The sequence below is a fragment of the Methanosarcina sediminis genome (assembly GCF_052056915.1).
Classification (GTDB): Archaea; Halobacteriota; Methanosarcinia; order Methanosarcinales; family Methanosarcinaceae; genus MTP4.
Map to the genome: position 1 here is coordinate 1,815,441 of NZ_CP195119.1, position 14,771 is coordinate 1,830,211.

The following is a 14,771-nucleotide window of genomic DNA, read 5'->3' on the forward strand; positions in this document are numbered from 1 at the left end:
TTTTTAAAACCGGTTCCTTCGCGTAACCGGACATTAAAAAAATACCCACAAATATTTCGAGATATTACAGCGCTGAAGCTATTTTTAGACATCATACGGGAAAGAGGTAGAAGTTGGGAAAGGAAAGATAAATAATTTGTGCAAAAAAATAAATAGCATATCTGTGTAAAAAATAGAAAAAAATAGAAAACCCGCAAAATATTTCAGCGAAAGTATTTCCGCCAAAAAAATATACAATGTTAGAGATATTTTCACGGAAATCATGGCAGTGCAGAGAATTTCCATAACGAGTATGTTAGAGGTATACAATGGAAACGAGAGATACCGTATTTTTTGTTGTGATGGTCCTGTCATCTTTCCTTCTATCCTTTGAATGGCTTAGAAGGTTCACGTACAAGCCCTCAAACCCCCTTATCATCATCTCGGTGATGATCCTCATTGCGACGTTATCCGCAATGCTGATCTCGATCGATGCCAGGCTTCGGAGTCTCGAGGAAAAGATGGAATCAAAGGATCGTTCCCTCAGGGCAAACATCCAGAACACGGAAAACAACATCGAAGACAAGATGAATGAGCTCGTAAGCAAGGTCGACAACGCCATTTACGAATTCAACCGCAGGAAATACCACTAAGCTGTATGGCACTCCTTTTTTTAAAAAGGCAGGCTTTTTGCGAGATGGGAGCGTTGAGCCCTCAGGGCTGTTTTTCGAGAGCTTCAGCTTTGCAAAAGAACTAATTCAGGCGCTTTAGCAGTTTACTTTGAGTGCTATATTATGGAATAAGAAGAGCACGAAGTTTCATAGTTAGAATTTCAGAAATAAGAAGTCAAGTAATAAGAAGTCAAGTAATAAGAAGTCAAGTAATAAGAAGTCAAGTAATAAGAAGTCAAGTAATAAGAAGATCCACAGTCTCTTGTTTGTGATCCACCCTTCCCTACGACATTTTTATACTCCAGTATTCTTTTAAGCGACTCTTATCTGCCAGTTACCGATTTAGATCCCTGCAATCCCCTGTCTTTTGTAGCTTCGGCCTGATTTTTCAGGGAATCTAATTACAACCAGAGAGGATAATTTAGAGAAATCAATCATATTACTAAAGAGATAGAAAGATTGTGACAAATATTAAGAATTTGAAGAATAGTAATAATATGCGAGAGAATATTTTCGTCCAAATTGGAAATGGTACCGAAAGATGTATAAATCAGATCGGAATTATTACGGCGACCGTCGGAAAAAGAGAACATATCTAAATATATAATTGAAGTGATGCACAATCGCAAGTTATTATTAACCCTAAACATGTATAATCTACTTATCCTTTGGTTTAAAGAGGAAAAGAAGGAACGCAGATATGCACCTTAATCTGGAACCAATCGGTATTATTAAAAAGGCTGTAAATAAATCGGAAATTTTAATTTATTCCGATTTCGAGCAGGTAATACGGAATATAGCTTCAAAAATGGGGGAAGGGGCCGAAGCCGGACAGAAACTTCTGATCATCCACAAGAGCGGCAGCAAAAAATCCTCTGACGGACACCAGGTAAGGGTTACGAAAACAACATTGCTGGAAAGAAAAGGCAATCTTCTGACCGTATCCAAAATTGACGCTAATGAAGACTCCGTGATCGACGTACGTATCGATGTCATTGCCTGACCCCTTAAAAGTAATTAGGCATGGAGGAATAGAATAGACTATAGACCAATCATAATATTTTTACATTTTAATATTATCGCATTTTAATATTATTGTATTTTAATATTATTGCATTTTTTATTAAACCGGAGAGCCCGGAGGAGATTTCCGGGAGTTTCCGGACCAGGGGGCCTGTAATGAAGAGGTTGGGGATCATAGTGCTTATCCTCATATTTCTCCTGGTCAGCGGCTGCTTTGAGAGCGGCGTTGGCCCCGAACAAGGGGAAATGGAGGGAAACATAACTATTGCGGACGGAACAGAGCCCGGAAAACTCCAGGTTACCACTCTTGTAGCTATCTATATGGTCGGAAGCGACCTTGAGTCTGAAAGCGGGTATGCGAGCCAGGACATCCTTGAAATCCTTGAAGGTCTGCCCACAAACCCGGAGGACATGGAAGTTGTGCTGGCTTATGGAGGGGCTACTGCGGAAGGCTGGAAAGGCATGACCATTGCTGATCTGGAAGATCTGAGGCAGGATGCTGGCGACGGGGTCATGGGCAATGAGGCGTACCACCGAGAAGTATATACACGGGCAAATATGGGGGACAAAAAAAGCCTGGAAACTTTTCTTTCCTATATCCGGGACAATTACGAAAGCGAAAAAGTCCTGCTGATTTTCTGGGACCACGGAGACGCCTACAGGGGACTTTGCTTTGATGAAAACCACGGCTACGACAAGCTTGAAATTTCCGAACTCGAAAGCGCCCTTGCAGCCTCAGAACTTCATTTCGACCTCATAGGCTTTGACGCCTGCCTCATGTCCACCCTCGAACTTGCAAAAGCAGTCGGACCTTTTGCCGATTATATGCTAGCCTCCGAAACAATCGAACCTACACACGGCTGGGACTACACCACTTTTGTTGAGTATGCCGCAGAACACCCGGAGGCTCCGCCTGAAGCATTGGGTAGGGAAATCATTGACAGCTACCTGGAAAACCCCGCACATGTGCGCCCACGGACCCTCTCCCTCCTGGACCTTTCAAAAACCGATACCGTCCTGAAAAGTTTTGATACCCTTGCAGCAGGACTGGAATCCGAAATCGCAAATCCCAGGGCTTACTGCGGACTCGGGGCATCCTTTACCGGGGCCAGGAAGTTCGGGGTAGAGCCCCGGCAGGAAGCCGAAATTTCGATGGACCTGAAGGGTTTTACCCTCGAAGTCCGGGAAGAGGTCCCCCACCTTTCAGAGGATGCAGATCACCTTCTTGAAACTCTTGACAGCTTCGTGGTTTATGCACGTCATGACGGCTCCGTCCCAGGGGCACACGGCATCTCCATATACTCCCCACACGCCACCGAGAGCAATTACCGGCAATACCGCGAAGTTTCGGTTTCCGATACCTGGTACGGCTTCCTGGAGGAATACATGGACAGGGCCTGCACGGACCTGACAGAACCCGGGATTTCGAAAAGCGGGGATTCTTTTACGGTTGAAGATGATTCGGGGGTGACTTCGGTTGAGCAGGTATACTTCATAAATTCAGCCAGGGGAGCCGTCCTTCTCGGGAAACTGCCTGCTGCCTGCTCCGGGGACAGTGCATACTGCCTCCCGGAATGGGATGGGAAATGGGTCTACTTCCGGGACAATCAATCAGGCGCTTACACCCTCGTATCCGCAACGTATGAAGGGGAAAGCGAGGACGGCACCCGAATATTCTCCACGGAACTCGAACTTAGAAGGAATGGGAAAGCCAGGAACTGCCTTGCTTACCTTTACCTGGAACCGGAGAACGGGACCGTGGATACATACCTTAACCCATACGAGAACCTGGAAAACGGGGACATTCTTTTTTCACGGGAGGTGTTGAGCCCGCAAGGAGGGGATGCCCTCACCGCATATGCCCCCCTTTACGGGAATGAAGGGACCCGGAAATGGATATCGCTGGAAACGATTTCAGTGGGAGAAGATGCGGCATTTGTCTTTGACTACCTGCCCGAAGGGACCTACTACACCGCACTCTATGCAAGGGATTTTGGCTCTAACTTCAATATGAGCGAAGCGGTGGAAGTGGTTACGGACTGAATTTACCCGCGGTTTTTTGGGATTTTTCCAAGGTTTTTCGGGATTACCCCGGGGTTTTCCCATCATACCAGCCTTCTTTTTTCACTCATATCCAAATTTTTCACTGTTCCATCAACGCAAACAGATACTTAATTAAGCAAATGATACGGTAAACATAAAATTTCAGTGCGCATAACCTATACTAAAACTTATACTTAGCACAGTGAAAAAATATTTAATACAGAATATAGTGCCAGTTGCGCTGTCAGGAAATTCAGAGGAAAACCCGAGGTAAAACATGGGTACGGATATAGGCGATCTGCTAGAGAAAAGAAAGGTTGAACTCTCATACCTTGCAAACCGCGTGGTTGCAATCGATGCGTTCAACACCCTGCACCAGTTTTTAAGCATCATCCGCCAGCGGGACGGGAGTCCCCTGCAAGACTCCTCAGGGAGGGTGACCTCCCACCTTTCAGGCCTGCTTTACCGAACCGCAAGCCTGGTGGAAGCCGGGATCAGGCCTGTCTTTGTCTTTGACGGAAAACCCCCGGACCTGAAGGCAGAAACCCTGAACAAGCGAAAAGAGGTAAGGGAGTCAGCCAGGGAAAAGTGGGAGACCGCAAAAGCCAGCGGAGACCTGGAAGCTGCCCATAAATACGCACAGGCTTCTTCAAAGGTCGACCAGCAGATTGTGGAGGACGCAAAGTACCTTATTGACATTATGGGAATCCCCTGGGTCCAGGCGCCCTCCGAAGGTGAGGCACAGGCTGCCCACATGGTCCTTAAGAAAGACGCGGACTTCGTTGCCTCCCAGGACTACGACTCCTTCCTTTTCGGGGCTCCTGCGGTTGTACGGAACCTGGCGATCACGGGAAAAAGGAAGCTTCCCGGAAAGAACGTTTACGTTGACGTCGAACCCGAAATGATCGAACTGGAAGAAACCCTCGAAGCCCTCGGGGTCGACAGGCAGCAGTTAATCGACATTGCGATCTGCGTGGGCACGGACTACAATAAGGGCCTTGAGAAGGTGGGCCCGAAAACCGCCCTGAAACTGGTCAGGAAGCATGGGGACATCCATGCCATACTCAGGGAAAAAAAGGTTGAAATCGAAGCCCTGGACCGGATAAGGGACTTCTTTACATCTCCCGAAACCACGGACGACTACGAGCTGAAGTGGAAAAAACCGGACCATGATAAGTTGATCGAATTCCTCTGCAGGGAGCATGATTTCTCGGAGGACAGGGTGGAAAAAGCATTCGAACGCCTGAAGGCGGCATCCGGAGGGAGGCAGCAGACCCTGGATCAGTGGTTCTGAAAACGCCCAACGCGCGGTCCCGGGATCCACACACCGTTTTTCAGGGAGAACAGCGGAATGAGGTGAAATAAGATGGAAGAGCTGGCAGAGCAGGAGTTAGAAGGAGAAAGGGATTACGGAAAACTTCCACATGAGGAAGAAAATGACATCGGAAATCCCCATTCCCACAGCCATGGCGTGATAGACCCGGAGCTCCTTTCCACAGAGAGAGGGCTTTACGCGGTCAGGTGGTCTTTTGCAGGACTCATGCTCACCGCGCTCTTCCAGATCTTCATTGTTTACATCTCGGGCAGTGTTGCCCTCCTTGCCGATACCATCCACAACTTCGGGGATGCCGCAACCGCAATTCCCCTGGGTTTTGCTTTCCTGCTTGCCCGGAAGAAGCCCAGCAAGCGCTTCACCTACGGGTACGGGAGAGCAGAAGACCTCGCTGGGCTCATAATTGTTTTTTTGATCTTATTCAGTGCCATTGTTGCGGCCTATGAATCCGTGCAAAGGCTACTTTCCCCTCAGCCTGTGAATTTCCTGGGCGCGGTGGTTGTCGCATCCTTAATAGGCTTTCTAGGCAACGAACTGGTCGCTAAATTCAGGATAAGCGTAGGAAAAGAAATAGGAAGTGCCGCCCTGGTAGCTGACGGATATCATGCCCGTGTTGACGGGTACACAAGCCTTGCCGTGCTGTTCGGGGCGCTGGGAGTCTGGCTTGGTTACCCTCTTGCAGACCCGCTGATCGGACTGCTCATAACCGTTGCAATCCTCCACATTGTCCTGGACACGGGAAAAGCCGTTTTGTCCCGCATGCTCGACGGGGTTGACCCCGAAATCGTGGATGAGATAAGGGAGGAACTCGGAACGGTAAAGGAGGTGAATGATGTGAGCGAGGTCAGGGTACGCTGGCTCGGACACAGGCTGCACGCCGAGGTGAACATTGCAGTGGACCCGGGCCTCTCAGTGGAAGCCGGCCATGACGTTGCAGTGGAAGTGCGCCACAGGCTGCTGCATGACCTGGGTTACCTCTCAAATGCTGTCGTCCATGTGGACCCCCTTGGTTCCTCAGGCGAGGAGTTTCACAGGATCCCGGAGCATGAACACGACAGCTTGCCCCCGCATTCCCACTAAATTGAGTTACAGAAAGTTGAGTTACAGAAAATTGAGTTACAGAAAATTGAGTTACAGAAAATTGAGTTACAGAAAGTTGAGTTACAAAAAGTTGAGTTTGCAGAAACGTTTCCTGGAAAAACCCGGGTTAGATATTCATTCCTGTTCAACCCATCCAAAACCCCTGTTATTACGAAATAGGGCAACCAGATTTTCCAGGGATTCAAAGGTTTGAATTTGGGATTTCAAACCTCAGCCCCCCTAATCAAAGCCGGGAAATCTCCGCTCCGCTGTTTTTGGCTTTTGTCATGAAGACTGTCCCACCTAAGGACTCATCGAGCATCTGCTGGACTTCTGCCTGGAGTTCCTGCCCTTCGGCTTTGTTATCCACCAGGGAATAGACCACTGGCCCGAATGAGCTAACTCCTGCGCCGTAGCTGCGGGTGCGCATGAAGGCCGATACTTCCTTGACAATATCCGGCCAGACATAGTGTTCAAGCCTGTTGAAACCCACGTTCTGGACATGGTTTACGGCTGATCCGAAGCTCTCGAGATCTTCTTCCATCACGGCAGGCATCATTTGCATGAGCACGACGTGAGCAACCTCCCTGACTTCTTCTATGGGAAGGGGGCAGAATTTCTTGAAAACCGCCACTTCCTCCTCATCGTGCATCCCCTTGTCATTCGGAACGGCAACTACCAGGTTCCAGTCCGGGAAATCTCTCCTGAAGAGCACGGGACCCGGAGGCACCCTGCTGGCAGCCGAGGGTAAAAAAGCTCCTTTATCCCTGAACCTGTGTCCCCCGTCAACAATGAAACCGCCGTTTTCAAATGCTCCTACACCTATTCCCGAGGTCCCCCCCCGCTGCACGGTAAACGCGAGGTCCCGGACGCTCATCCCGAGCCCATAGAGCTCGTTCACGGCCGCAGCAGCCGAGAGAGAGGACTGGGTTCCGGAGCCGAATCCAACATGAGGGGGAATGAGGGACTCAACATTTATCCTTACACCTTCCCCTTCCGGGAGAACGGCTTCGACGGCCCGTTTCATGCGATCGGTAAAAGCCTCCGCGCCTTCGACCCGGATTTCGTCTGCTTTTTCAGCTGTTAGCGTGACGTTGGGAGTTGGAAGTGCAAGACCTGCCCCCCCATCTACCCTTCCGATCTCCCCGTTTAAGTCAATAAGAGTCATATGAAGCCTGCAAGATGTAACTATTTTGATCATTGTTTAGTCCGACCTGGAAATTACCATTTCCTGTGATATATAATATTTTGATAATGTTTACTGTCCTTAATTATTGTTTATGATATTTAAGTTTTTAATAAATTTCCGGAATGGATGCCACGATATTGTAAAAAATTTTACACAAGAGTTCTTCCGGAAGCTTAGAGAACAGGAATATTTAAATCTGAATTAAATAGAGGAAAGGGTTTAAATCAAGGTTCAATTTTTCGAAAAACATCCCACGGAACATAAGAACCCTGAAAAAATAGAACGTTAGAAGTAAAGCGGGCTTGAAATCAAGAAAAATCAGATAAAAGAAGACTTGATGAAATCAATAAAAATCAGATTAAAGCAAACTGATTCCGCCCGAACCGATTTCAAACCTTATCAACTCCAGTTTGATGCAGGTTCTTCGCATTTTCGGTATATGGATGTGGCGCTCAAGGTTGCCGGTATAGGGATTTTCACCCAGCACGAGCCTGAGAGAGCCACTGGAAGAATACTCTGCAAGGCCCCGGGTCATTTTGCAGGCGGTTTCATCCATGACAAACATGGCCGTGCAACCTTCTTTTGTGCTGAGAATGAAGTTAAGGGCATCGAACTGGTCCCTGAAGTCCTGGACCGAAAGGCGAAGGGTGAAAACTCCGAGATTATCAATAACCACGACATCGGTTCCTTCAGGCACATAGTCAGCAAGCGAAGGGAGTTCGATTTCCAGGCCCTCGGGAGTGAAACCAAATTTGGAGGTCTGGACTTTCTCGGACCGGTTCTGGAATGCCTTTTCTATAACCAGTTGCCCGTTCTCATAGAACCTTGAAAGCCCTAACCCGAGCATTTCCGACTGCTTGATAATATCTTCAGGAAGCTCCTCGGTTGCGACCAGCACGCAGCGCTTACCATCCATGCATGCCCTGTAAAGGAAATGGATGCCAAAGATGGTCTTACCCGTACCGGTACTCCCGGTAACCATGATTACCCGGCCCCTGGGATAGCCACCGTTAAGTCTGTCGTCCAGTTCAGGTATGCCCGAGGATATGCGTTCCATTTTTACTGCACCCCTTTTCCTTCACATCAAACGGTAAATTCACAACAATATAACAAACATATTGAAAAACACCTTAATTCAAAGTAATTATGCCCTGAAAATGTTTTATTCTGCTGTCAGCCACCTGTCAGCGGCCAGTTTTTGATGTAGTTATTGATAGTATTTATACAAACTTTAAGTGATATTTATAAGATGTGGGCATAAAGGGCGTTCCCTATAAAATACTATCTATACGTAAATTTTTAACCATGTACAGTTAAAGTGCATCACATATAAAAAATTGCACAGTTCACGAATAATTGAATGAAAAAGGAGAAAGGAGAAGGAGAAGAGAAAGAAAAAGGAGAAGAGAAGGAGAAGAGAAAGAAAAAGGAAAAGAGAAAGAAAAAGGAGAATACTTAGAACAAAAACGCAGAGAAGACGTAGACAAAAAGATCGAAAAATAGGGAAAAACGACGAGAGGGGGATTCGAACCCCCGAGATGCAAAGCATCACAGGATTAGCAATCCTGCGCCATACCGGGCTTGGCTATCTCGTCATTCAGGTTTTAGAAGACGCGTTTCCCTTAAAGGCATTTCAGATATTTAACCTTTTCCGGAGAAAAACAGTTTGCAAAAACTGCACATCCACCTCACATTAAGATTTTTGCAGATTTTTATGTCAGGTTGAAAGGTTTGAAATTAACCGATTAAAGGTGTTTAGTGATGAGCACGCCGCAGGTTGATACACCTCGGAGATCCCAGGGGGCTGGCACCCCTTCTCCACCCCGCAACCCCACAAGCGATGATTGCCCACGGTGAGTCTGCTCCCTTCCGGGCCTCGACCGGTTTCCGCGGTTAAGATAGGAAGACCTGTTCTCCAGCAAGCCCTCAAACCAGCAACATCCAAGCAGGACGGGGCTTCTCAGTTGAGGCCCCAGGCTCGGAACTCTTTGATAAACCTTCCATTGGCTTCGTCCCCCGCGTATCGGCGATTTCGGGTTACAGGTAACGCCGGGCTACCCGAACTAGCTCATCAACCATACAACACGCTAGTAATTTATAAAAGTATCCCTACTGATATGCATTTATTTCCGACATGCAGACAGGACATCTCATCTCCCCCGGACATTCGGAGAAGAATCAAGAGTCCATGAGACCCCTTTTTCAAAAGATTGAACTCAAAAAAAGGATTTACGAACCGGAGAACCCTTAAAACCCCCTTTTTGCGGAAAGAAAATTCTTATGAGCTTAAAAATATATATAAATAGCTATAATTTCCCCTATGTATTTATACGTAGATTTACAAAGTAATCCATATAATTAGATCTCAAACGACTACGAACAAGTATAAACGACTACATAAGACTACAAACGACCGATAAGTTCCAAACGACTTATGGGAACTACTTACTTAACACACCGGGATACCGGAAAAAAGTCAGATAATGGGGGAATTGTATGAGAGTCGGAGTTGCAGTAGACCTGGGAACGAGCGGTTTTAGAGCTCAGAAAGTAGACCTTGACCGGGACGAAATCAAAAGAACGGTAATCACACTGAGGAACCCCCTGCCGGGAGCGAATGTGATGGACCACATGGACTTCGCAATTCACTACGGGCAGGACCTGGCCCACGGACTTTCCGTGAATGCGGTAAAGAACCTGCTCCAGGCCCTTGATGTGAAAACAGGGGAACTTGAAAGACTTTCCATCTGCGGGAACCCCATCCAGCTATCCATATTCCAGGGGATTACCATTGAAGACCTTGCCTACGCAGGGGAGCGGAAGAAAAAGAAATACCACATAGAAGACCAGAAAAGAGACGCAAGGATAGTGCCAAGCAGTGAAATCCCCGGGCTTGAGGAATTTGAATGTGAGGTGATGGTACCCCCGGCAATCAAGCACGAAGTAGGGGCCGATGCCCTTGCCCTGATCGTAAAATCCGGGATGCTTGACAAGGATGAGATTTCGATTGCAACGGACTACGGGACAAACGCCGAGATGGCCCTGAAAGTAGGAGATGTTATTTACACAGGCTCTGCAGCTGCCGGGCCTGCACTGGAAGGCCAGCAGATAAAGCACGGGAACCTTGCATCCCCGTTCACGATTTCCGACATAGAATTTGAAAACGGGGCACTCCGGAACTATGTGTTGAACGAAGAGATGAAATCAACCCCAGGAGACCTTGTTGATCCGGCAACCGGGAAAATTCTTGAGGAGGGCCAGATAAAAGCCAAAGGGATTACGGGCACGGGAGTTATAGCCCTGATCGAGAAAGCACTGGGAAAAGGCCTTGTTGAACTTCCCAAAGTCAAGACTCCCGAAGGGATCATTCACCTCCAGGATAAGATACTTTTCTCGGAGCATGACCTGAAAGAAGCCGGAAAAGCTATCGGGGCAATTCGTGCGGGGCATATCACCCTCTGTGCGACTGCCGGAATTACAATGGAAGACATCGAAACGGCTTACATGGCAGGAGCCGCAGGCACCTATATGGATGCGGCAAAAGCCCAGAAAATAGGGCTGATTCCCTACGGCACAGGTAGGATCTGCCAGCTAGGAAACACCTCGCTTACCGTGGCAAAGGAAATCCTTGTTTCCGAAGATAGGCTCTGGGAACTTCAGGACGTTGCAAACAAGATCATAGGTACTCACACCATGTTTGCAACTGCCCCGGAATTCAGCGACGCTTACGTCCTCGAACTTGCCTACTGGGAAGAGGGGATGCCCATGAAAATGTTCAGGAAGTACCTCAAAAAGAAGGGACTTCCCGCCCTGGGCGACCCCGTAGAAAACCCGATAATCGAAAAACGCGTGGAAAGGGACATCCAGATACTGGGGGAAGAGGGGCTGCACGTACTCGAAAGGGTGGGGACATACCTCTCAATGGTTGTCGAAGACTGTCCCGAGTGTCCGAAGTGCATAAAAATCTGCCCCAATGACGCCATCAGCATTGACGAGAACAACAGAGTCATGATCAGCACCGACCTCTGTGACGGCGCCCACTGCCAGAAATGTATCCGGGCCTGCCCCGGAGACAAATTCAACTGGGAAAATCTGGAAGTCTTCAAGAACCCTTAATCAGTATTAAAAGCAATAGGGGATGTCCGAAATCCGACAAAAGATATACTTCCAGCAACAGGTCTCCGGCTGAACCACCAGCGCCCCTCTGAATAGGGCAACCCCCTGGTGACACCCATATAAAAAGATTTCGCGTGATTCAGAAGCAAAACAAGAAGTGAACATGTGCCAGGAGAATAGAGGAAGGGGGTATAAAAGGGAAAAAATCAGGGTCATGAGGCATAAAAATGGAAAAAAGATAGAAATAAGAGATAGAAAAGAATAGAATATTGGTTCAAAACGGAGAATAGGAACAGACCAAATTAAAAGGAATTTAAGGGCAATTGACGAGTTTTGGACGGTTGTGTGCATATTCAGCACAAATTATATAAACAACCTCATCGTAAGAAATTATTGAGGCATCTAATCCACTTTCACACCGTAAAAGATCTACCACATTTTGCCCAAATAGACTTTTTAAAGTTACGCAACGCCTTTTTAGGTGCCTCAATATACCCAATTTTAAGCAACGTTTTTTTTGGAAAGCAATTCATCACATATAAAGTTATACATTTTTTTGGAAAAAATAAAAATAGAGTGGATAATTCACCCTTTAAAGCACCACACAAAAATGGCACTCCTGAACGAGAAAGGGCATTGAAACCCAGACATATACAGAAATAATAACTAATTCAGAAGAGCTGTCACGTCTTTTTTTCATGCTGAACCCTATCAGGGCACAGAGCAGGGCACAAAAGACTCCAGAGAAAAAACTACCCCAGTGCCTGAAACAATTTCAATCCTGAAAAACTTATTCAAGCCCTCTAAAGCGGTTTTAGACCCTCGCGTAAAAGTTAAAACAAAAGAAAATTCCCGAATAATCATTATGAAAAAAGAAAATGTTGAGTTTATACGAAAAATAGGTCAGAAATAGAGGTAGCTGAATAGACACAATTCCCGCAGAATTAAGAGTTACCCCATAAAACCCGAAAGAAATCCGAAAGAAGTAACAAAAAGGAGGGAAAAAATAAAAAAAATAAAGACAGATTAGAAACAGAAGGGATGAATAGTAAAAAATGCAGGAAAAAAGGCGAAATGTTGACACGGAGAGAGCATTAGTGAGAACGAAAAGCAAATAGTGTGAACATAGGAAGAAGAATCAGAAAAGGAGTGAGAATAGTTTTGGATGGTTGTGTACAGAACGAACACAAAGTATATATGCAACCTTCACATAGGAATTATTGAGGCATCTAATCCACTTTCACACCGTAATTAATCTACCACATCTAGCCCAAACAGACCTTTTAAAGTTACGCAACGCCTTTTAAGATGCCTCAATATACCCATTTTTATGAAGACGTGACGAGGATAGGGCTTATCACATATAAATATTTATATTTATTTTTGATGATATAAATAGTGTAGAGTACACCAACCCTCATCGAAGATTAAAGATTGCCGTTGATACACACATAATCACAGAGAAGCCCGAAAATATACGGCCCGCCGAAAGGGAAAAAGAGGAGAGATAAAAATTAAAGGGCCGCATAAGGTAAAAAGAAAGTAAAGGGGCAAAAAGCTTTTTTTAGATTGTACAGTTTTTAGATTGTACAGAATTGTTCGGACTTCGAGAGGGGAAGGAAAAGAAAAAAGATTAGAGGTCGTAAGCCTCCCGCAGTTTCACGGCAAGGGATTCGACCTGTTCCACGGCAGTTCCGATGTATTTGTCAGGGTTTACAAGGTTTTCGATATCCCCGGCACTCAGGTATCTTACAACTTCCGGAGCTTCCAGAAGCACGTTTTTGAAGTGCTGTCCGGTTTCATGGGCTTTCATTGCAGAGGCCCGGACGAGTTCATGGGCTTCCTGACGGCCAACCCCGCGTTTTGCAAGTTCTATCATGACAGCTTCTCCCATGTTCAGGCCCCGGAGCAGTTCAAGGTTCCGACGAATGTTTTCGGGATAGAAGCGCAGATGTTCGATTACACTGATTCCGAGTTTTATGATATGGTCCGTTAACACGCAGGCCTCGGGGAAGACTACTCTTTCACAGGAAGAGTTTGTCAGGTCCCTTTCATCCCAGAGGGTGTTGTTCAAGAGTTCGGGCTCGACCATGGACCGCACTATCCTTGCAAGCCCGCAGATCTGTTCGGACTTTATAGGGTTTCGCTTATGCGGCATGGTGGAAGAACCCACCTGCTTTTTCCCAAAGCTTTCTTCTACTTCCGCAATCTCACTGCGCTGGAGAGACCTGATTTCAACGCCGATTTTATCAAGGGTCGTAACCGTGTTTGCCATCCACATCACAAACTCGGCATGCCGGTCTCTCTGGATGATCTGGTTGGAAACGTCAACCGAACCTACCCCCAGATGCTGCATGGAGAGTTTCTGGACCATAACCCCTGCAGACCCAAAGGCAGCCTGAGTCCCGACAGCCCCCGTCATCTGCCCGACAGTGGCTCTCGGAGTCAGCTGAGCCAAACGCTCCAGATGCCTCGCGACTTCGGAGGCCCAGATAGCAAAACGGAGCCCGTATGTTGTAGGAACCCCGATCTGGCCGTGGGTCCTCCCGCAGCAAACCGTATGCTTGTGAACTTCCGCCTTATCAAGGAGAACCTTGAGTAAGATTTTCAGTTTATCCTCAAGGAGGTCAATTGCATCTTTTATCTGGAGGGCCGTTGCCGTGTCCAGAATATCGTTTGAGGTGGCCCCGAAATGCACCCACTTCCCTGCATCATCCCTGCACTGTTCGGAAATTGCAATGACCACCGCCATCATATCATGGTGGATCTCAGCCTCGATTTCGTTAACTCGCTCGGCCTTCACCAGACCAATGCTCTCCGAAATAATCTCAGCAGCCTCTGCAGGGATTAGCCCCATGTCTGCCTCGGCCCTGGCAAGGGCAGCCTCGGTCTGTAAGATCCGGGAAAGCCGGTTATCCTGACTCCATACGTACTTCATTTCTGCGGTACCGTAACGGTATTCTATCGGATGAATCGCCACAACAATCACCATTTCTGGAATACGGAAAATTTAACCATTTAAATCTAAATTCGACCTTAAGTCATTTCAATATTGACTTAATCAATTTTGAGTTCAATTCAATTCGAACTTCAATTCAATTAGGACTTCAATTCAATTAGGACTTCAATCCAATTCGGACTTTAATTCAGAATTGAACCTGCATCGTCTATAATACGTCATTGAGAGCTATTAAGAGCAGGGGGGAATAAACAACATAACTAATAAATAAACTTTAAGTCTCGAAAGGAAAAATCTGGGGTAAGGGATGAAAAGAAAAAGGAAAGAATAGGAGAAGGGAAGAGAGAAAGGAAAAAAGGAGAAAGAAGGGGGACTGTC

At 46.7% G+C, this 14,771-nt stretch carries 10 protein-coding genes, 1 tRNA gene and 1 other RNA gene; 7 read left to right on the top strand and 5 right to left on the bottom strand.

Translation table 11 applies throughout. The features are described 5' to 3' along the window. Positions 1-308 precede the first annotated feature (308 nt). The 5 genes from ACSAZK_RS07695 to ACSAZK_RS07715 all read left to right on the top strand — a co-directional run bounded on the left by ACSAZK_RS07695 (position 309) and on the right by ACSAZK_RS07715 (position 6,129). Entirely contained in the window at positions 309-632 is a 324-nt protein-coding gene (locus ACSAZK_RS07695) for a hypothetical protein (RefSeq protein ID WP_048177537.1), read from the top strand. 718 nt (positions 633-1,350) lie between these two features. Beyond that, positions 1,351-1,653, top strand: a complete 303-nt coding sequence (locus ACSAZK_RS07700) for a hypothetical protein (protein ID WP_440956770.1) — start codon at positions 1,351-1,353, stop codon at positions 1,651-1,653. A 176-nt stretch (positions 1,654-1,829) separates the two neighbouring features. Next, positions 1,830-3,716 carry a clostripain-related cysteine peptidase gene (locus tag ACSAZK_RS07705; protein WP_440956771.1) on the top strand — a complete coding sequence of 629 codons (1,887 nt, stop codon included), beginning with the start codon at positions 1,830-1,832 and terminating at the stop codon, positions 3,714-3,716. Positions 3,717-3,993: 277 nt separating this feature from the next. Continuing rightward, positions 3,994-5,010, top strand: coding sequence for a flap endonuclease-1 (gene fen / locus ACSAZK_RS07710; protein WP_440956772.1), 1,017 nt, complete (start codon positions 3,994-3,996; stop codon positions 5,008-5,010). Positions 5,011-5,082: 72 nt separating this feature from the next. Continuing rightward, positions 5,083-6,129: a cation diffusion facilitator family transporter gene (locus tag ACSAZK_RS07715; RefSeq protein ID WP_440956773.1), complete on the top strand. Its 1,047-nt coding sequence runs from the start codon at positions 5,083-5,085 to the stop codon at positions 6,127-6,129. Positions 6,130-6,373: 244 nt separating this feature from the next. Here the strand turns inward: ACSAZK_RS07715 and ACSAZK_RS07720 are convergent, their stop codons facing one another. Both ACSAZK_RS07720 and ACSAZK_RS07725 read right to left on the bottom strand, forming a co-directional pair. Next, positions 6,374-7,330, bottom strand: a complete 957-nt coding sequence (locus tag ACSAZK_RS07720) for a beta-ribofuranosylaminobenzene 5'-phosphate synthase (RefSeq protein WP_440956774.1) — start codon at positions 7,328-7,330, stop codon at positions 6,374-6,376. 346 nt (positions 7,331-7,676) lie between these two features. Next, positions 7,677-8,375 carry an RAD55 family ATPase gene (locus ACSAZK_RS07725; RefSeq protein ID WP_440956775.1) on the bottom strand — a complete coding sequence of 233 codons (699 nt, stop codon included), beginning with the start codon at positions 8,373-8,375 and terminating at the stop codon, positions 7,677-7,679. Between the two features lie 299 nt (positions 8,376-8,674). On the opposite strand from ACSAZK_RS07725, the gene ACSAZK_RS07730 reads away from it, so the two are divergent. After that, the gene (locus ACSAZK_RS07730; RefSeq protein ID WP_440956776.1) at positions 8,675-8,821 is read left to right on the top strand and encodes a hypothetical protein; all 147 of its coding nucleotides are present in this window, start codon (positions 8,675-8,677) and stop codon (positions 8,819-8,821) included. Positions 8,822-8,828: 7 nt separating this feature from the next. Here ACSAZK_RS07730 and ACSAZK_RS07735 read toward each other — a convergent pair. Both ACSAZK_RS07735 and ffs read right to left on the bottom strand, forming a co-directional pair. Next, a tRNA-Ser gene (locus tag ACSAZK_RS07735) sits at positions 8,829-8,913 on the bottom strand. A 164-nt stretch (positions 8,914-9,077) separates the two neighbouring features. Further along, an RNA gene (gene ffs, locus ACSAZK_RS07740) (signal recognition particle sRNA) lies at positions 9,078-9,392 on the bottom strand. 422 nt (positions 9,393-9,814) lie between these two features. Between ffs and ACSAZK_RS07745 the strand changes: the two genes are divergently transcribed. Next, on the top strand, positions 9,815-11,434 hold the full coding sequence (locus ACSAZK_RS07745; protein ID WP_440956777.1) for a methylamine methyltransferase corrinoid protein reductive activase: 1,620 nt from the start codon (positions 9,815-9,817) through the stop codon (positions 11,432-11,434). A 1,633-nt stretch (positions 11,435-13,067) separates the two neighbouring features. Here ACSAZK_RS07745 and purB read toward each other — a convergent pair. After that, complete coding sequence (purB, locus tag ACSAZK_RS07750) at positions 13,068-14,414, bottom strand: adenylosuccinate lyase (RefSeq protein WP_048182522.1); 1,347 nt, start codon at positions 14,412-14,414, stop codon at positions 13,068-13,070. Positions 14,415-14,771 lie beyond the last annotated feature (357 nt).